Below are 20,171 nucleotides of genomic sequence, written 5' to 3' on the forward strand. Positions count from 1 at the left end.
CGTGAGTGGCTCGGAGGTGGCGCGGACGACGAAGCCGCCGCGCACACCTCCAGGCCGGGGACTTCAGTCGTCGATCACCTCAGGTCGCCGGCGAGTGAGATCAAGGCAGCACTCGCCAGGGTTCGCGGGCCGCTGCCGTCAATGTTCTGCGCCAAAGCGACGAACCGGTCCAGTGCCTGCGCCGCTCCTCTGCCGCTGGCCCGCTCGGCCACCGTCAGCTGCGCCTGGAGCCGCTGATACTCCGACCGGCTCAGAACTCCGTGCGCGTGGTACGCGTCCAGCAGGGCCGACGAGCCGGCGAAGGTGACCTTCAGGTCCGCGCTGCTCAACTCCAGCTCGATAGTCACCGTCGCGTCCGGGTCGGACTCGCTGGTGGCCGTGATCGTCACCGTCGCCGACTCGGTAGCACCATCGCCGGCCCGCGCGTAGACCGGGACGGACACACTGTCGCCGGCTTCCACCGCGGTCACCTCGTACGGCAGAGTCACCTCCCAACCGTCACCGGCCACCGACGACGAGAGTCGGTAGACGTCGGAAGCGAACAGGCCCTCGCCGGCCACGCCGGTGTTGGTGAACGGCGCCGTGATCAGCGCGGTAGACGCACCCACGGCGTACGACGACGCCTCGCCCGCAGCCACCGAGCGATCGAAGCCACCGGCACCGTCGGTGTTGCGCACCGCGACGTCATAAAACAGTGTCCCGTCGGCGTCCCGGTACGTGTCCAGGATGTAGAAGTGCAGGTTGTTGTACTCGTCGACGTACTCGTAGTCGCTGTCGGAACCCGTGCCGGCGTGGAAGGTCGCGTCGTCGAGCTGGCGCGGATCTCCCTTCGACACCGCGACGGGCTCGCCGCCGGGCTCGTCGTCGTTCCCCGGCCGGTAGAAGTCGATCCGGTCGATGTCCTCCGGATTAGCGTCGATCAGCCACACCCGCGGGGTGCCGCTGTTGCGTGCCTGCGCGAGCAGGACACCGTGGCCGGCGGTGAACGAGTCGTTGCCCACGCGATCAACCACTTCCATGGTGAACCGCTGCCAGTTGGTCGCCACCGGGGTGCACCAGAAGGGGTCGTCCACTCGCTCGGCGCACGCTCCAGGAGTGAATCCACCGTCGTCGAGGTGGACGGTCAGGCCGACCAGGTCGCCATCAGGGATCGACGAACGGGCCTTCAGCGGCAGCCGCGCGATGCCCTCTGCCGCCAGGTCGCTCCGGTTCAGTTCGATGTGCTCGCCGTCGTCGAGGACGCCCAATCGCCCGCTGCCGCTGGTCTTGAAGTGCAGCATGTGGTGCGGACCGAGCCCCGAGCCGCCGGCGTTGGGAACCTGCCACCGGTTGTGGGTGCCACCTGGGCCGTTGAACGTACCCCGGCTCATCATCTCCCAGTAGCCGGTGTAGTTGCGCCCGGTGCTTGGGTCGAATGGGTTGTTGTAGTTGTCCGGAAGGCCACGCAGGTGACTGAACTCGTGCGCGAACACGCTCCCGCCTGAGCTCTCGGCCTGGGTGGACGTACCGCCGCTGGCGTTGGGCCAGTGGTTGGCCGCCGAGCGCCACGACGTCCAGGGCACGTAACGGGTCCCGGCATACGCCGTGATCGGGTTGCCGGCGTTGTTCAGCACGGGGCCGTCTTCGGCTCCAGGCGGGCCGAACGACGCCGGGACGTCCTCAGGCGTGCGGAACATCATCTCGCCGAATTCCTGCCACGTGGCAGATTCGTCGTGGCCAGCGGTGACGTAGAAGCCGTTGTCGAACTCGCACAGGCTGGACTCGCACCCGGTGTCCGCCCGCCACAGCGCGCTTGCGTCGGCCCGGAGATTCTTGTTGCACTCGTCTCCGGCCGGGCACAGCGAGTCCGGCTGATTGCCCACTGGCCGGTTCCAGCCGGCCAGCCCGTACTCGTGCAGCTTGCCCGGAAGCGTGTACGGGCCGAACACCTCGACATCGACACCGATACGTCCGTGGCTGTCCTCCATCCAGTATCCGTGGAAGGTCTGGCCGCCGTTGAACTCGTTCGGCACCGCGTAGTACTCGTAGTACCACTGCGCGGCGTCCTCCTCCGGCACCGGCTCCCAGCCGCTCTGCGGGTTTCCGAACGGGTGAGACTCGGCGTCCTGAGTGATCAGCAGCGGCTGATCCTCGAAGTCGACCAGAATCACGGCCGTGCGGTACTGGCTCTCGCTACCTTGGCTCGTCTCCGCCGAATTCCATTCGGCCGGGCGCACGGGCGTGTAGTCGTCCCACGTGAGATCCGCTTGATCCACCCAGTCCTGGGGGTCCACCGGGACGATCGGTCCGCCGCCCGTGTCCGCCAGAGGGACATCCTGGGCGGCCGCGCCCAGTCCACCCATGATCGAAAGCACCATCGCTCCTGCCACGGCCCCTGAGCCAAGCAGCCATCCGATGGGTCTCGCCTTGCCGGCCACCTGTCCGTTCGTCGTCATGGGCCCTCCCAGGACTGCCGTCGCGTCGGTCGCTATAGGCATCGGTGTCTGGGACCTTAGGGCGCACCGCTACACAGCGTCACCGATCATCTGAACGAAGTTGCGTCCCGTCCCGTAGGACATCTGTCGAGAAGCCCTGCCGGTGATCGACGGCGGATTACTCGCCACAGCCGTGATCGCCGGCGCGTTGGGCAGGCGGAGTGAACGGCGTGGTGCCGATCATCACCGGGATCAGCCGAGGACAAGCCGGTCGATATGCTCACGGAGCTCGGCCGTGCCGATCCCGCCCGGCCAGCCCCGCACCAGGCGACCGTCCTTGCTCACCAGCGCGACCAGTGGCGGTTCGGCCACGGCGTACTTCAGCCAGCGGCTGTCGTCCTGGTCGATTCCCACGGGATATGCGACGTCATACTCGCTCACATACTGCCGCACGTTCTCGGGCTCGGACCGGCCCGCGATACCGACGAAGAGCACCACATCCTGGTAGTCGCGGGCCAGATCGTTGAGGCCGGCCTGCGCATCCCGGCACGGCTCGCACCACGTCTCGAAGAACACCAGGACCATCGGCCGTTGCGACCATTGCTCGCCGGCATCGAGCGGCGTGCCGTCCAGCAGTTCGAGTTCGAAGGACGGCGCCCGTGGAGCGTCGTCGGGCGGGTCGCGAAACACCGCATCCGAAGGGACCGGACCGGGCAAAGCGCCGGCAGAACCACTGCCTTCCGACGCAGACGAACACCCCGCCACGGCCATGCCCATGCCTACGAGGAGCGGAACCGCGACCCGAGGGACGCGCCGCCACCGGCCGGTCATGGCAAGACCACCTCCGCCGGGCCGTCGAGATCGGGGTTGGCGAGTATCGGCACCGGCCGGCGATCGCTCAGGATGAATACGTGGCCGTCGACCGTCTCCAGGCCGGGAACCTCGATCATCATCACACAGACCGTCGGCTGGCGACTCTCGCCGGCCTCCACCATCGCGGCCTTCTCCGCCGTGCCGTGTGGCAACGTTCCTGTTGCTCGGCGCGCGCCAGTGCCGTCCTCGATGGCGAAGGAGGCTTCCGGATGGGCGAACCGGTACGCGCCGGCCCCGGAGCACGACGCTTCTGGCTCCCGGATATGGCCGTCCGGAATCACCAGCCGCACCGTCACCGTCGCCTCGTCCCCGGCGGCGTGCCCTGTCGCGTGCCGGGTATCCGCTGAGTCGTCGGCACAGCCACCAATCAGCAATGCCGCGGCCGCAGCGACGAGGCACCATGCCACGTCGCTGCCCACTGGCCACGTCCTGAGCAACCGCACTCCTGTCATGCTCAATACTCGTAGGGCTCGTCCGGCGCGGGTATGACGCTCACCTGCTCGGCCACAATCACCGGGGGCTCGTCGCTCAGCGTCCCCGGCTCGTGACCGGGCCGTTGTTCCCACCGCCCGGTGACCTCCAGCCAGGTGTCCGGGGGCCGGGCGGCATCGCCCACCACCTCGACGCTGAACGCGGTGGCGTCCGCCGCGCAGCAGTTCACCGTGAAGCGGGAGAGCCGGTAACCACCGTCGTCGTCCGGCGTGGCGAAACCGACGAGTCGCACCGGCACGCCGTCCAACGATCTCCCGGGGTCATACAAGGCACGGGAGACGTATTCACGCAGTGCGAGGTCTACGGCGCCTTCCCGGGGAGCGGGAAGTTCCAGGAATCCGACCCCGGCGGATGCGGGCGGAGCACTGCCCTGCCGGTCTACGGCGAAGGACCCCAGCGCGGGCGGTGCGATCAACAGGAGTGCCAGCAGCGGCACCATGAGGAGCCAGGCGACGCCAGGCGCGTGGCGATGGTCGTGGTCCGCCCCGTCACCGCCGGGCGAAGGACCAGATCGGAGTGAACGCAGCAACCCGTGCCCGCCCAGCAGGGCCAGAGCGATACCCGCCACGAGTAGGGCCGGCTGAAGGCCAGGCTTGATGTATGCCAGAGCGGCGCTGGAGAGTCCCAGCCGTATGGAGATCGCCGCGAGAGCGAGCAACAGCACGGCCTGGGTCCGCTCGTCCATCGCCTTCACAGCAACCACCAGCCGATCACCAGGGCGCTCACCACAGCGACGACGAAGGCTAGCGGCGCGAACCGCAGTGCGAATCCCTTGCCGAAAACACCCACCTGCAACGCGATCAGCTTGATGTCCACCACCGGCCCCACCACGAGAAACACCAGCCGAGCGGTCAGGGAGAACTGGGTCAGGCTGGCCGCCACGAACGCGTCTGCCTCCGAGCAGATGGCCAGCACGACGGCCAGCAGCGCCAGCACCAGAACAGCCAGCCACTCCGTGGTCGCCACCGTGGACAGCACCGACCTGGGCACGAACACCTGCAGTGCGGCTGCAGCGCCGGCACCCACCACCAGCCAGCCACCCGCGTGCAGGAAGTCGTGACGGGCCGTTCCGGCGAACACATCCCATCGATTGCCACCCGCGGCGGCCACGCGCCGAGGCAGCCGCATCCACGTGCCTTTCCCGAAGCGTGCCCATAACAGCCCCACGGCCATGGCCGTCAGGAACGACGCGACGAACCGGGCCACCACCATGTCCGGCCTGCCCGGGAACGCCACCGCCGTGGCCGTCAGCACCACGGGGTTGATCGCCGGCGCTGCCAGCATGAATGCCAGCGCCGCCGCCGGTGCCGCACCCTGGGCGGTCAATCTGCCGGCGATCGGCACCGACCCGCATTCGCAGCCCGGGAACACCGCGCCCGCCAGGCTCGCCGACGGCACCGCCACAGACGAGCGCCCGGGTATCAGCTTCGTGATGATCGCCGGCGAGACAAAGGCCGCCACGGCCCCGCTCACCGTGACCCCCAAGATCAGGAACGGCAACGCCTGAATGGTGATGGAGACGAACACCGTGGACCATGTCTGCACCCGTGGGTCGTCGAACAGTCCAGCAAGGTAGGGCCGCAGGATCAGCGCCGCCACCAGCCCGAGCGCCAGTAATTCGGGGGCGAACTGGCCGGGCCGGTGGCGGCGTTGCTCCGGGATTAAAGAGTCCGTCAGATCGGTCACAGGTCCGCGCAGTCACCTGCCGCGTGCCCGTCGACGGCGTTGGGAGCATCGAAATCCCGAACCGGCGCGCTATTGTCCGAGCAGGTCAGACGTCCCGAGAACGTGTTGCCGGCAAGAACGGGGCCGTACTCGAACCCGTAGAGCGCGAACCTCTCGGCCCATTCGTGATGCGGCACCTGGTTATTGCCGGTCAGCGCCACCGTGCCCCGGAAGGTGTTCCCGGCCGCGGTGATCCCGCTCGTCGTCCCGGAGATCCGCACCTGCCCGCTCACCGTCGAACCGAACAGCTGTACCTGCTCGGCACGGTCGGCCACCAGGTTGCCGGTCAGCACGCTGTCCGTCACCACGATCGAGCCTCCGGAACGCACTGTCACCGTACCGCGGACCTGGGCATCGGTCAGGCAGGTGACACCGCTGGTGACCAGTAACGCGCCGTTGTGGTTGCCGGTGATGGTCCGCGTGCACTCGGGCATCTCACCGGGCAACACCGTGGCCCGGTACTCCTCGGCGTCACCGATGTTGCCGGCCGGGTCGATGGCACGGTGCTCCACCGTGTGCGTGCCGTAGCCGGGCACGAACGGTCCGTTCGGGTCGTCAGGGCCGTAGTACTGCTCGAACGTGGCCTTCGACAGGCCACCGGTGCCGAGATTGCCGTACGTCAGCGCCTTCACATCGGTGCCCGAGTGGCGGAACTTGAACGGCGACTCCGGCATCGGCTCCTCCGGGAACCCGAAGTAGTTGAACCATCCGTCGCCGTTCAGACGCAGCTCCCCGACCACGTACAGGTCCTCGTCGTACCCGGTCCGGTCGTCCTGTGGGTCCAGCCACATGTCCCAGCCGTCGAAATAGACCGGGTGCTCGTCGTCGAGTGTGGTCAGGGGCTCGGAAAGGGTCCGCTCGGCAGTGGGGCCGACGTTGTCCACGGTCCAGGTCACGCTGTCCGATCCGGCGTCCGGCGCCGCCGGGTCGGTCACCGTGGCCGTCAGCTCGTAGGTGCCGCTGTCCAGATCGAGAGCGCCAAGGTCGAGGTTGCGGCTGTTGGCGGGGTTCGGCAACTCCTCGCCGTCCAGGTGCCAGGCCACATCCAGAACGCGGTCGGCCGGGTGCGTCGTCTCGACGAACACGACCTCGTCGCCACTCACCGGCCGCGTCGTCAGAGACGCGGCGGTGATCTCCACGGGAGCCGCCTCCGGGACAACCCTGTGCCGGCCAACCGTCCATTCACGGGTCTGGACGAAGCGGGGACCGTTGTAGCCCGAGTCTGTGGCGCTGCTGCCGGCGGACGGGTTGCGCACCCAGTCCAGGCCATCCGGCCCGACCGGGTCACGGACCTCCACGTGCACGACGGTGCCAGGCGCGAGGTTCAGCGAGCCGAGGTCCAGGTTACGGCTGTTGCCGGTGTCCAGCACCTCGCCGTCGGGTCCGCCGACCCGCCACGTGACGTCCAGCTCGTGGAACTTGGGATGCATGGTCTCGACCCACAGAACACTGTCCCGGCGCACCTCGCCCTCAGGCGTGTGCTCGAGGGCCATTTCTCCACGATCGCGCTGGCCGGTGATGCGAGCCACCATGTTCTCCCGGCCCACCTGGTCGAAGTAGAACCCGATCCACCGCATCATCGAATGCGAGCTGGGACGCCACACGTTCGATCCGTTGTAGGTCCCGCTCTCGTAACCGTCAGGATCGGCGGCCCGGATGATCCCGCCGGACTCGCTCTCCTCACCCAGCCAGCGCCACCACTTGGCCTGGGACTCCGTCATCTCCTCGGAGGTCATCCTGGTGTGGTGGAAGGAGCTCGGCTCGAAGTTGCCGTGCGGAGGCCCGGGGTCGGGGCGGTTGGAGTACGGGTACTCGTCCTGCATGGTGCCCAGGGAGTGGCCCAGCTCGTGCAGGGAGATCAGGGGCGACTGCGGGCTGCCACCGGACGTGGTCGCGTCGCGGCCGCCGATACCGCCGTAGGTGAACGTGTTGGAGATGGCCAGCGTCTGCACGTTCTGCGGACCCGAGTTGGCTCCGCCCGTCGGCCGGAAGCTGCCCGAGGGGAGCCCGAGGGCCGGCGCCACATACGAGTTCAGGTACATCGCCCGCTGCTGGTTCCCGTTACACCTGAGATCCCCGAGAATGCCCGGTGCCAGGGGATACTCCGGGTTCGTGCTTGCTGTCGGGTGACCCGGGCACGCACTGCCGTTCGACGGTCCTTGCAGTGGCTGACCATAGGTGATACCCCGGGCCAGCGGATTGGTGAGACCGTCGGAGTACCAAAGCCGAAGCGGTGTGTTCTTCGCGTCCTTGACCTCCGGTGGAGCGTCTTCTTCCGGGTCACGGCGCACACCGGAGTCGGGCGACACCATCTCCACCAGATAGACGTTGATGTAGCTGCGGTAGGTCCGGAACGGTTCCACGCTCCACTGAATGGCCTGGTTCCGGTCGACATCCTCCCGGCACCGGTCCATCTCCTCGTACTGGTACCCGTCGCACAGGATCACCAGGTTGAGCCGGTCGTCCGCTGGTCCGGTCTCCTGCAGCGGTACCACCCGAGCACTTCCCACCTCGGGCCACTGTGGCAGCGCCTCGTTGGCGGACGGCACGCCCGCCATGGGCACGGCCAGGAAGCCCGCTCCTAACGCGAGCGGGGCAAGGGCAGCAATCACACGTTTCATCCGCAGACCACCTCACAGCGACGACGCCGGCGCGTCGACCGGCGCCGGGCACCTGCCCGGGCAGACCGGTCCACACATGGTGATCAGGCACGCTACCGGTGTTCCGGCGGGCGATCACCCGTCATCTGAAGGAACTTCGGCGCCCGTCGTCCGTCCAACGTCGAACGCTCCCCTCTCTCCGATAGGAGCGGAGCGGTCACAGCTCGCCGCGGACCATCCGGATCAGGCGGTCCAGCACGTTGTCGGTCTCACGCAAGCCGTCGTGCTCATAGGCGTTGGTCTTCCAGACGCGAGCGCCCCGCACCTCCCGAGCCGTCACCTCGGAGAAACCGGCGTCGACGTACATGTCGTCGGTGTACAACGCCGCTGCCACCGGCACCTCGTTGCGGCGGAGCTGGCCGACGTCGTACAGCGCCGGCCAGTCGGAGCGTTCCGCGAGAAGCTCCGCCGCTTCAGCGAACGGCGTCAGCGCCGGGTCTTCCTCGAACATCCAGGGATAGATCATCTCGCCGGTGAACAGCAGCGGCGCCGCGTCCGGGTCGAAGTCCGGCGGCCGGAGCCGGTGAGCCGCCCAGCGAGTAGCAGCTCCCTGCGCGTAGCAGGGCTCGTGCAGGACGGCGAAAAGCGGGCGGCCAGCGTACGACACCTGAGCCTGAACACCGTGCAGGAAAGTCTCCGACAGCTCGCGTCCTCCCGGTCCATCCGCGAAGGCCTCTTCGAAGAGGTAGTGGATCGGAGGCGTGCCGATCCGGGAGCCGAACGCCATGCCGAGGGTCTGCAGCCGCTGCACCGACAACGGGGATCCGTCAGGGAGCCTGACGTCGCCTTTGCGCAAGAGATCAGCGACCGCTTCGAGCGTGTCGCGGGCCTGCGGATACGCGGCGTGGAAAGCAGCGTTCTTCTCCCGGACGTGCCCGTAGGTGACGCGGTACACGTCGTCGGCACTGTTCTGGATGGGCCCGAGTCCCCCGGTGATGTAGGCGGCCGAGAGGTGGTCCGGGGCCAGGGACAGGTACGTGAGTGAGCAGAACCCACCGAAGGATTGCCCGAGAATGCTCCAGGGCCGGTCTCCCATGAGCGTGCGCCGGATCAGTTCGGCGTCGGCGACGATCGAGTCAGCCCGGAAATGGGAGAGATACGCCGCCTGCTCGGGCACCCCGCCGCGGGTGAGGATGGTCCGAGCCGTGATGGGCGTGGAGCGCCCCGTCCCGCGCTGGTCGAGGAGGAGCACCCGGAAGTCCTCGACGGCGCGGCCGATCCACCCGGTGGCGCCGGTGGGACGCGGGCTCTTGCCACCCGGCCCGCCTTGGAAGAACACCAGCCAGGGCATGTTCTCGTCGTCGACCGACGACGCCGAGGCGACCTCGCGCGCGTAGACCCGGATGGTCTCACCGTCCGGCGCGCCGTGGTCGAGAGGGACGTCGAACCAGTGGTCGCGCAGCGCCAGGCCGCCTATGCGGAGGGTGCCGTCGTTCCGGGCAGGAATCACGGGCCGGATACTACTCGATGCCGTGCTTACGCAGAATCGCCTCGATGTCGTCGAAATCGTCGTCGGTCTTCTGTGCGCTCTTGCGCTTGGGCGCGGGCTCGACCGCGGGCTTGCCGGAGCCGTCGACCTGCTTGGTCTTCCTCGGCTTCTCAGACGGGCCCTCGAGTTTCTGCCCGACGAGGAACAGCACGCCCGCGAGCGACAGGAACCCGACGCCGATCCAGGCCAGCGGGTTGAATACCAGCGTGGTCATGAAGCGCACCAGCCCGGTGGCCGACGCGCCGATCAGCAACGCGCCAAACGCGGCCAGCTGGAACGCCGCGGCGGCACCTTTGGTGCGCACCTCTCGGATGGCGCCCGCCACCATACCGGCCCCGAGAACGGCCACGGCGATAGAAATCAGAGTGCCCATACCGTCCAGGTTACGTGCCGGACACGCGCTACGCCTCAGGGTGATCCCCGACATCTCCGGGTGACCAACCCGGAGGCTGGTTTCCTGTCATGACCGCTTCGAGCACGTCCGGCGTCAGGTCCTCCTTGTGCACATACGCAACCGCGCCACAGGTACGAGCGTCCGGGGGTAGGTCCGATGCCGGATACGTGGACATCAACACGACGATGGTCGCCGGACAGGCAGCGAGCAGCCTCCGAGTCGCCTCGATGCCGGAGATACCTGGAAGGTTGATGTCCATGAGCACGAGGCCCGGGCACGACGACGCAGCTTGGCGCACGGCATCCTCACCGGTCTTCGCCTCCCCGACCACCTGAAAACCACGCGTGGCACCGACAACGACGCGTGCGACGGACAGGAAGGTCTCCTGATCGTCCACCACCAGCACGTCCACCGCCGACGTACGCGACTCGACAGGGAATCGCTGGGGAGTACCGGCCATGTCATCAGGATCCCCCGCATCCGGCCCGTTATCCACCCTGAGGGCACCCCTCCCATGGTGGTGCTGGCACCAAGGGCACCACATCACCGCACCAGAGATGGCATGTGGCCATGGTCAGCCGCGCAGGGAAGCCAGGTACATCAAGACGGCGGTGACCCGGCGATGCGTCTCCGGCTCGCTGGACAAGCCGAGTTTGGCGAACAATGCGTTGATGTGTTTTTCGACGGCGCGCTCGGTGAGCACCAGATCGGCGGCGACACCGGCGTTGCTCTTACCCTGCGCTATTCGCTCCAGCACCTCTCGTTCGCGGGGGGTGAGCCTGCTGAGCGGATTGTCGGCCGGACGCGCCCCGGCGACGAGCAACTCGACGACATCCGGGTCCACAACGCTGCCACCGCGAGCCACCTCGCGGATAGCGCCGGCCAGCTGGTCCGGCTGGCTCACCCGTTCCTTCAGAAGGTAGGCACGGTGCTTGGAACCGCCCGCCAGCAACTCCAGCGCATACCCCGGCGCCGCGTACTGGGAAAGCACCACCACTCCGGTGCCGGGTGATGTCTCGCGGAGCCTGGTAGCCGCGCGGATCCCCTCGTCGCTGTGTGTCGGAGGCATCCGGATGTCGGTCACCACCACGTCGGGCTCCCGCGCGCGGACGACAGCCATCAGCCCGTCGAGATCGGCGGCCACGCCGACAACCTCGAGGTCCGGGTACAGCTCGAGGACACGTTGCACGCCTTCCCGGACCAGCAACGCGTCGTCGGCGACGACCACCCGCACCGTACCCGCCGGTGGCGCGTCTGTGTCGGCCATGACCGCAGCGTACAGCGCGACGGCACCGGTCACGTGGATTCGTCCGGTGCGGGCACCGGGAGCTGGCCCCGGACGACCGTCCCGCTCCCCGTCGAGCTTTCGACCTCCAAACGCCCACCGAACGCACCGACCCGGTCGCGCATGTTGACGAAGCCGGCCCGGTCCTTCGCGGCCACCGGATCGAATCCCAGCCCGTCGTCGGCGACCTCGAAGAGGAGAGTCGTTCCCTTGTCGGCGAGACGAATCACCAGTTGAGCGCCCTCGCCCGCGTGTTTACCCGCGTTCTGCATTGCTTCGAGACAACAGAAGTAGACAGCGGATTCGAGTTGCGGGCCGAACCGCCGTTCAAGGTCGTTCTCGATCGTCGCCGGGACCGTCGACCGGTTCGCCGCATTTCGCAACGCCTCTGGGAGACCGTGCTCGCGCAGCAACGGAGGATAGATGCCGTGGGCTAGGTCGCGGAGCTCGGTCAATGTGTCCTGGGCATCGCCGCGCAATTCATCGAGCATCGCCGAGAGTTGCGGCGCACTGCCGTCCACCAGCCTGCGGGCGAGTGCGATCTTCACAGCGATGGCCACGAGCCGTTGCTGGGCGCCGTCGTGGATGTCGCGCTCGATCTGGCGCCGGGAGGCATCGGCGGCGGACACGATACGGGCACGCGAGGCTTGCAGCTCCTCATTGCGCTGGCGCAGTTCCTCCAGGGACGCCTGCAGCGCTGTGTCCAGCGAGACGTTGTGCAGAGCGAGGCCAACCTGTCTGGCCAACTCGGTCAGCACGCGATCGTCCTCGTCGGTGAAGCCCGGACTGTCCGCAGCCCGGGAGCTCGTCAGCAGGCCGAGAAGCCGGCCGAGGTGGGTGATCGGTGCGATCCGGAGCACGGTTCCCTCGGGCCGGCCGATCAGCACCTGTGGCAGCCAGACCTCCGCCCAGGCATTGCCAGACACCCGAGCCGCACTCACCGCCGTCAGCTCCGGGCCGGACAGCGCGATCCGGGTGCGCGGCTGCTCCGGCACTGAGACGGTCCGTTCCAGGACGCCGTCGCTACCGGTCCAGACTTCCGCACCAACGGGTCCCATGGTCGATCGCAGCGTCTCTGTGAGCTGCAGCAGCAACTCGTCCATCGGCACCGCCCGGCTCATCCGGGTACCGAACGTCTCGAGGACGGTCTTGGGAGGACGACGCCGGGCACCGACCACCCCGTCGGCCAGCTCCCCCAGCCGGGTTCGGGCCGGCCCGGTCAGCAGAAGAGAGATCAGGCCGGCCACGATGGACAAACTCAGGATCCGGTGCTCGTCGCCCTCGACACCGTCGCCCAAGCCGACCACCACAACCAGATACACCGCGAGCACCATGAGCAGCACACCGCTGACGACGAGTGTCGGGGCGAACACGGTTCCCGCACGCCGGCGCCCCCGCGCGGAGAACAACGCGGCGCCGGCAAAGGGTAGAGCGAGCAGACCACCCAAGGCGTACGGCATCATCCGCTCCGGTACGTCCAGGAGAATGCGCAGCGCCCAGACGGCAACTGCCACGGTGACCGTGACCAGCACCAACCATCCGATCCACAGCACCACGTCGCGACGACTCCTGGCTCGTTCGCTCTGGATCCTGCTCATGCCACTCACCTCCCTGCTATTCAGCTCTCAGAACGTGCCCGATGCGCATCGTCGCCGCCCGGTGCCCCGGCCAGGCTGCCAGCAGGTTCGCTGCCAGCAGCGCCAGCGGAACCACCAGGAGCAGTGCCGGCCACGCTGCCGGCGGCACGTAGTGCACGTGGGTGGTGTCCGCGTAGTACCGCCACAACACGCGTCCCAGCGCGATGCCGAGCGGCACACCCGCGGCCACACCTACCAGCGCCGGAACAGACGCCTGCGTCACCACGACGGCCCGGCTCTGCCAGGCCGTCATGCCGAGGGCGCGTAATACCGCAAGTTCCTGTCGGCGGCGACGTACCGCAGTGGTGAGCGTGTGCCCGACCGCCCCGAGCGCCAGGAGCGTGAGGAACGCGGCCAGGAAGACCGGCAGGCGCCGTATCTGCCTGAGCTCGCCCTCCGAGCTGCGTTCCAAGGCGGGCTGAATGAGCTTCTCGTCATCGCCTGCCGCGCGTTGGAGCCGGGCCAGCACGGCCGCCGGATCCGCATCCTCGCGCACCACGATGTGGGCCGTGTGGAACATGAACTCACCGAAGAGCGAATCGAACTCGGATCTGGACACCCACGCACCGGTGTTGTAATAGTTCTGCACTCCTTCCGGGACGAACCCGAATCCGGTGACGGTGAGCTCGCGCGTCGCCCGCGTTCCCGTCAGCTCGATCGTGTCGCCCACGGCAACCCCGGCCGCCGAGGCGTACGGCGCGACGACGATCTCGGCCGACCGGCTCGGCAGTCGGCCGCTCGTGACCACCGCGTCGATCGCGGTGCCGACCGGATCCAGCGTGTACACGGTGATCTGGATCTCGGCGTGCTGGGCCACGGCGGACCGGCTGTCGTTGACGGCCACGACGTCCGGGTCGGCCGCGATGATCGCCAGCATCTCGTCAGCGGAAACGACATCCTCGCCGAAGAAGCCCAATGTCGCCTCGAGCTGGTGAACCTGACCGTATCGGGCTGGGTTGGCTATCGCATCGTCGACAGCGCTGGAAAAGATGAGGGCGGCGACCACTCCGCTGACGCCGGCGACCGCGCCCAACAGAGCCGGACGTACCGAGACGGCACGCGATCCCTGCCCCGATTCGAGCGCGAACCTCGCCCCGACCACGACCGGCACCGGGAAGCCGGCTCGAGCAGCACCGGCCACGGCGGCCGACTGCCGCAAAGACCCCGAGGAGCGCTGGGCAAGCCAGCTCGCGCTGACGGCACCGGCCGCCACCAACAGTGGGACGCCTACGATCCCCGGCACCAGTACCCGCAGGTCCACGTCGACTCCAGGTTCCGGCTCCATCCACGATGCCGCTCCATACGGGAACCATTGCGACGCGACGACGGAGGCCGCGCCGCCGAGCTGCGTACCGATCACCGCCGCCAGCAAAGGGCCGAGCGCTGCCGCCCAACTTGACGCACGCGGCGTCATCCCCAACCACCGGAGCACCTCGAGCTCCGCCGTGGCAGAGGTGGTGTGCCGGGCAATCGCCTGGCCCACCAAGACCACCGAGGCCGCGCCCACGGCTACGGCTACGGCTAACATCGCGTTCGACTCGAAGCCGGTGATGCTCTGCTCGTACTCGACGGAATCCACATGCGACCAGACGTCGATGTCGCTGCGACCGGTGACCCGGACCAGGTCAGCCGCGAAGGCGGCGATCGCGTCGCCGCCTTCCTCGAGCCGCACCAATCCGCTCATCATCGCGACGGCTCCGGAGGCACCGAGCAGGTTCGGGGCATACTCGGTGACCAGCCCGGCGGATGGGACGAGGATTCCACGCGTGTCCAGGGCACTGTCGGACAGCAGATACGACCGGACCACCCCGACGATCTGAATCTCTACCGCGGGACCATCTGGGAGCAGGTCCGGATCGCGCCAGAGAGCCTCTAGTGTGTCTGGCTCGTACAGCGCAAGGATCACAGAATCACCAACACCCTTCCCCGACGTCTCCACGAAGCCGCTCGTGACCACGGCCTCGTCCGGTTGGGTCGGGTCAGCCAGCCGGCCTTCCAGGACTACCGGCCGCTCCACCGTCCGCATGGCGTCAACGCCGATCGGCACCGGCTGCTCGCTCGCCTGGCCGTCGACGTAATACCGGGTCCAGGCCGTCTCGGCCACTGCCGCGACTTGCGGCATCTCCCGAATCACATCCCAGTCGAACTCCGGATCGTTGGGCACCACTTCCACGGTGGCCGGCAGCGTCCGGTCCAGCAGCCGCTCCACCGCGCTCGCGCCCCTGAGCGCACCGGCCAGGGCCGTCATGACCGCGCCCGCGGCCAGGGCGATCAACAACGTGAGCACCAGCAGCGATCGCCACCGTCGCCGGAGGTCCAGGCGAACCCAGAATGTGATCGCCGCCATCACTCGGCCCTCAGAACTTGGCCGACCCGCATCGACGCTGCTCTCTGGCCGGGCCAGGCCGCCAGCAGGTTCGTCGCCAGCAACGCGACGGGAACGACGAGTATCAGCGCCACCCACGCCACCGGCGGCACGTAATGGACGTACAGCGCGTCCGCGACATACCGCCAGACTCCGCGTCCCAGGGCGACGCCCAAGGGAATCCCCACCACGAGGCCTGCGAGGGTGAGCACCGTTGCCTGGGTGAACACTGCGCCGCGCGCCTGCCACTGGGTCATGCCCAGGGCCCGCAGCACGGCCACGTCGCTCCTGCGCCGCCGGACCGCCGCAGCCAGCGCGTAGCCCACCGTGCCGAGCGCCAGCACCGCCAGGAAACACGCCAGGAGGACAGGCAAGGGGCGCATGAACCTGAGCTCCGGCGGGCTTTGGAACACGTACGGAAAGAGGCCGAACTCGTCGGTCCCCGCCACGGCGTACAACTGCGGAAGAATCGCCTCGGGGTCGACGCCGGACTCAAGCACGATCTCGCCGTAGTGGAACATGAACTCCCCGGCGAACAGAGCGTCATAGGCCGCCGGAGTGGTCGTCATGTCCGGCCCGAAGGAGCGATCAGTCACGCTGATCCCGACGACGACCAGGTCGGTGGAGCCTGTCGTTCCGGTCACCACGACGGTGTCGCCGACGGTGGCGTCGAGGGCGTCCGCCGCGACGCGCGAAAGCATCGCCTCGGCCGGTCCCAGCGGCGGTCTGCCCTCGGCGATGGTGTGGCCGGGAGGGCTTCCTTCGGCGCTGTACGAGAGTACCGTGACCTGTTCACCACCGACTCGGGCTACCTGCGCCCGGATGCCGTTGACCCCGGTCACTCCCGGCACGTCCGCGAGGGCGGGGAAGACGACGTCGGACTGGACGTACGTGCGGTTGTCGAAGCCGATCCATGCCTCGACCTGGTGGACGATCCCAAATCGGGCCGCGTTCGTCGCGGCGTCGTCGACGGCGGCGGAGAAGGTGAAGGCGGCCAGCACGCCAGTCACGCCGGCCACCGCGCTCACGAGAGCCGGCCGAACCGGGACGGACGTCGAGCCTCGCCCTGGCTCCAAGGCGAATCGAGTGCCCATGATCACGGAGACCGGCAGCCCCATCGACGCCGCCGCCGTGGCGACCACGGAACGGCGGGGCGCGGGTGCAAACCTGAGCGCACGCAGGGTCGACGCGGCCGTCATGGTAGCGGCGGCTCCGACCAGCACCGGCACGATGAACAGCCCCCCACCCATCACCAGGATGTCGACGTGGGCCCCCGGGGCAGGCTCGGCATGCGACGCCGATCCGATCGGGAACCACCGCGACGCCACCACCGCCACGAGCACGCCGAGTACAGCTCCGGCAGCCGCCGCGGCTGCCGGTCCGGCCGCGGCCGCCCGGGCGGCCTGACCTGGTGTCATTCCGACACCACGCAGTATCCGGAGGTCCGTGGCCGCTGAAGCCGCAAGCCGCGCGATCGAGGTTCCCACGATGAAGATCGACGCGATGCCGGCCGCTGCCGCGAGGGTGTACAGGCTAGTGGTTTCGAACCCGATCGCGTCCTGCATCTCACGCGCGATGCTGGCCAGGTTGTGCACGTCGATGTCGGACCGACCGGTCGCCTCCTGCAGGCTCGCCAGAAACGCCGGAATCTCACGCTCTCCTCCCTCCAGGCGCACCAGAGCGTTGATGGAGGCAAGGCTCTCGGCGCCGAGGAGGTTGGGCGTGTATTCGGCGTACAGGCCGGCCGACGGCACGAGGTACCCAGCCGTGTCCATCCAGTCGCCGAACCAGGGGGAGCGCACAATGCCAACGATCGTGGCTTCTATCACCGGTCCCGCCGCCTGAGCCGTATCGTTGGGGCTCAGGCCGGCCTCAACGGCAGCGGTCTGCTGGTGACTCGTCAGGAGCCAGAGCTCGGCACGGTTGCTCCGTGCGGCGGCCGGGCCCTGGCCGGTGTCGATCTGCTCAGGCGTGTACAAGCCCAACGCCACGGTGTCACCGACGGCCTTGCCATACCGGCTGGCATAAGCGGGAGTGACCACCACCTCATCCGCCCTGGCGGGATCGGAGAGCCTTCCGTCGAGTACCACGGCCCTCTCCAGGCTCCGCATCGCCTCGGCGCCGGCCGGCGGAACCATGAGGGAGTCAGCGGCCGGCTCGCCGTCGATCTCGAAGCCGCTGTAGACGACCTCTGCCAGCGCCTCGACCTGGGGCAGCTCGCGAACCGGTTCCCAGTCGAAGCCAGGTGTGAGGGGAGCCACCAGGACCGTGGCCGGAATGGTCTGGTCGACGAGCCGATCCATCGCACTCCCGCCACGTCTCGCGCCCGCGATAGCCGTCAGCACGACGCCGGCGGCGAGGGCGATGAGCAGGGTGAGGACCAGGATCGACCGCCAGCGACGACGGAGGTCGATCCGGAACCAGAAGATGATCGCGGCCATCACTCGGCCCTCAGAACATGACCGACCCGCATCGACGCGGCCCGATGTCCGGGCCAGGCCGCCAGCAGGTTGGCCGCCACCAGAGCGACCGGCACCACGAGCACGAGCGCTAGCCAGGCCACCGGGGGCACGTAGAAGACGGGGGTGGTGTTCGCGACGTAGCGCCAGACCGTCCGGCCGAGCGCCACTCCCAGCGGCACCCCCGCGGCCAGGCCCACCAGCGCCAGCACCGACGCCTGGGTCACCACGACTCCGCGGGACTGCCACCGCGTCATGCCCAGGGCGCGAAGCACCGCGAGGTCGTGCCGGCGTCGGCGTACCGCCGTGGCCAGCGCGTGTCCGACCGCCCCGAGGGCCAGCAGCGCCAGGAAACCGGCCAGATACACCGGCAGTTCACGCACCTGCTGCAGCTCGGCCAGCTCAACCGGTGGAGCCACCGGCTCAAGCGTGAGGCCGGCCGACTCTGCCGCCCGAGCGATCACGGCGGCGGGATCGGCACCCGAGCGAAGGGCTACCAGGCCGAGATGGAACTTGAAGCCATCGAAAAGCGCGTCATACGTCTCCGGCGTGACCCACGCCCCGGTCGCGTAGTCGTTGTGCGGCGCGGCCGGCACGAATCCCGTGCCAGCAACGGTGGCTTCGCTATCTCCACGGGTGCCGGTGAGGCGGATTGTGTCCCCGACGGCCGCACCAATGGAGTCCGCCGTCCTCGGCGCCAGCACGATCTCACCGGCACGCTCCGGCATCCGCCCGCCGGTCAGCACGACGTCCAGCGGGTTCCCCACCGGCCGGAACGTGGCCACCGCCACCGCCACATCGCCGGCCTGCGCTATGTCCTGCCGGGTGTCGTTGACCGCAACGACATCTGGGTCGTCGGCGAGCGCCGGCAACAGTGTGTCAACCGCCGCGAAGTCACGGCTGTTGTAGCCCAGGAAGCCCTGCAACTGGTAGGTCTGGCCGAACCGTTCCAGGTTGGTGGCGGCGTCGTTGATCCCGCTGGAGAAGGTCATCGCCGCCAGCACACCGAGCACGCCGGCCACCGCGCCCAGGATCGCCGGGCGCACCGGCACCGCGCTGCGCCCTTGGCCGGCCTCGAGCGCGAACCTGGCCCCCACGATCGCCGGCACCGGAGCACCGACACGGGCCGCCGCTGCGGCCACGGCCGACCGATGACTGGGAGCAGTCCGCAGCGTAGAACGCACCGCGAACCAGGCGGCCCCGACGGCTGCCAGCGCGACCAGCAGGGGCGTTGCCACCACGCCGGTGACGAGCACCGCGGGGTCGACGTCCATCCCGGGGGACGGCTCCGCCAGCGCCGCGGTGCCGATGGGGAACCATTGTGACGCCACTACCGCACCCGCCGTGCCCACAACGGCTCCTGCCCCGGCCGCCAGGGTCGGTCCGATCACCGCAACCAATCGCGACTGATCCGGAGTCATACCCACGGCCCGCATCACCTGAAGGTCGGCCACGGTCGACGCGGCGTAACGGGCGATCGACTGGCCGAGCAGGAATACCGCGGCGATCCCGGCCGCCGCCGCGAACGCCAGCAGGCTGTTCGCTTCGAACCGGGTGACGTTCTCGACATGGCGCGCCTTGTCGAACCAGTTCCAGACGTCGATGCCGGAATTTCCGGTCACCCCCGCGAGCGCCGCTTTGAACTCCGGGAGGGCCGACTCGCCGCCGTTCAGGCGCACGAGCGCGTTGATGGACGCGCTGCTGAGCTCTGAGCCGAGCAGATTGGGCGCGTATTCCGCGTGCAGGCCCGGTGACGGAACGATGAATCCAAGATCGTTCACCGTCTCCTCGCTGAACCAGCCGGAGCGGATGACGCCAACGATCGTCGCCTCGATGGCCGGCCCTTCCCCCCATGTCGGCTCGATGTCGTCCTCGAAGTACTGGTCGACCTGCTCAGGGGCCGCCAGCTCGATGGTGACGGTGTCGCCCACGCCGAGACCGAACGAGTCCTCGAACTTGGCAGAGACCACGACTTCGTCGGGTCGGGTCGGGTCGGCGAGGCGTCCTTCGAGCACCACCGGCCGCTCGATGGTGCGCATGATCTCGTCGTCCGCCGGCGGGAAGTGGCCAACGAAGGCCTGGTGCTCAGGCGGGACGCCATCCACCACATAGCCGGTCACCACGAACGTAGTCAGCGCTTCCACCTGGGGTAGGGCACGTACCGCGTCCCAGTCGAAGCCTGGCTGGTTCGGCAAGACGACCGCCGTCGCCGGTAACGTCTGTTCCACCAACCTGTCGATCGCGCTCGCGCCGCGCCGGGCCCCGGCGACAGCCGTCATGACGGTGCCGGCGGCTACCGCTATCAGCAGCACGAGCACCAGCAACGACCGCCACCGCCGGCGGATGTCGATCCGGACCCAGGACGCAACGGCGCTCAT

14 protein-coding genes are annotated in these 20,171 nt (G+C 68.5%); all 14 read right to left on the reverse strand.

Annotated elements, in window-relative coordinates:
* Positions 1–74 precede the first annotated feature (74 nt).
* Entirely contained in the window at positions 75–2,435 is a 2,361-nt protein-coding gene (locus G1H11_RS03650; protein ID WP_163816186.1) for a M6 family metalloprotease domain-containing protein, read from the reverse strand.
* Positions 2,436–2,666: 231 nt separating this feature from the next.
* The gene (locus G1H11_RS03655) at positions 2,667–3,104 is read right to left on the reverse strand and encodes a redoxin domain-containing protein (protein ID WP_163816188.1); all 438 of its coding nucleotides are present in this window, start codon (positions 3,102–3,104) and stop codon (positions 2,667–2,669) included.
* Between the two features lie 137 nt (positions 3,105–3,241).
* Positions 3,242–3,706, reverse strand: coding sequence for a hypothetical protein (locus G1H11_RS03660; protein WP_163816190.1), 465 nt, complete (start codon positions 3,704–3,706; stop codon positions 3,242–3,244).
* Between the two features lie 35 nt (positions 3,707–3,741).
* Entirely contained in the window at positions 3,742–4,482 is a 741-nt protein-coding gene (locus G1H11_RS03665) for a TIGR03943 family putative permease subunit (protein ID WP_163816192.1), read from the reverse strand.
* The gene (locus G1H11_RS03670; protein ID WP_163816194.1) at positions 4,470–5,465 is read right to left on the reverse strand and encodes a permease; all 996 of its coding nucleotides are present in this window, start codon (positions 5,463–5,465) and stop codon (positions 4,470–4,472) included. The genes G1H11_RS03665 and G1H11_RS03670 overlap by 13 nt, the downstream gene beginning before the upstream one ends.
* Positions 5,462–8,125, reverse strand: a complete 2,664-nt coding sequence (locus tag G1H11_RS03675; protein ID WP_163816195.1) for a M64 family metallopeptidase — start codon at positions 8,123–8,125, stop codon at positions 5,462–5,464. The genes G1H11_RS03670 and G1H11_RS03675 overlap by 4 nt, the downstream gene beginning before the upstream one ends.
* Positions 8,126–8,321: 196 nt before the next feature.
* A complete protein-coding gene (locus tag G1H11_RS03680) occupies positions 8,322–9,614 on the reverse strand; it encodes an alpha/beta fold hydrolase (protein ID WP_216843420.1) in 1,293 nt (430 codons plus the stop codon).
* Between the two features lie 10 nt (positions 9,615–9,624).
* The gene (locus G1H11_RS03685; protein WP_163816197.1) at positions 9,625–10,026 is read right to left on the reverse strand and encodes a hypothetical protein; all 402 of its coding nucleotides are present in this window, start codon (positions 10,024–10,026) and stop codon (positions 9,625–9,627) included.
* 28 nt (positions 10,027–10,054) lie between these two features.
* On the reverse strand, positions 10,055–10,507 hold the full coding sequence (locus G1H11_RS03690; RefSeq protein ID WP_163816199.1) for a response regulator: 453 nt from the start codon (positions 10,505–10,507) through the stop codon (positions 10,055–10,057).
* A 114-nt stretch (positions 10,508–10,621) separates the two neighbouring features.
* A complete protein-coding gene (locus G1H11_RS03695; protein WP_163816201.1) occupies positions 10,622–11,314 on the reverse strand; it encodes a response regulator transcription factor in 693 nt (230 codons plus the stop codon).
* Positions 11,315–11,343: 29 nt separating this feature from the next.
* Entirely contained in the window at positions 11,344–12,930 is a 1,587-nt protein-coding gene (locus tag G1H11_RS03700) for a GAF domain-containing sensor histidine kinase (protein ID WP_163816203.1), read from the reverse strand.
* 16 nt (positions 12,931–12,946) lie between these two features.
* Positions 12,947–15,316, reverse strand: a complete 2,370-nt coding sequence (locus G1H11_RS03705) for an ABC transporter permease (protein WP_163816205.1) — start codon at positions 15,314–15,316, stop codon at positions 12,947–12,949.
* Positions 15,316–17,775, reverse strand: coding sequence for an ABC transporter permease (locus G1H11_RS03710; RefSeq protein ID WP_163816207.1), 2,460 nt, complete (start codon positions 17,773–17,775; stop codon positions 15,316–15,318). The genes G1H11_RS03705 and G1H11_RS03710 overlap by 1 nt, the downstream gene beginning before the upstream one ends.
* Entirely contained in the window at positions 17,775–20,171 is a 2,397-nt protein-coding gene (locus G1H11_RS03715; RefSeq protein WP_163816209.1) for an FtsX-like permease family protein, read from the reverse strand. Before G1H11_RS03715 ends, G1H11_RS03710 begins: the two co-directional genes overlap by 1 nt.

This window comes from Phytoactinopolyspora alkaliphila (assembly GCF_010550695.1).
GTDB lineage: Bacteria > Actinomycetota > Actinomycetes > Jiangellales > Jiangellaceae > Phytoactinopolyspora > Phytoactinopolyspora alkaliphila.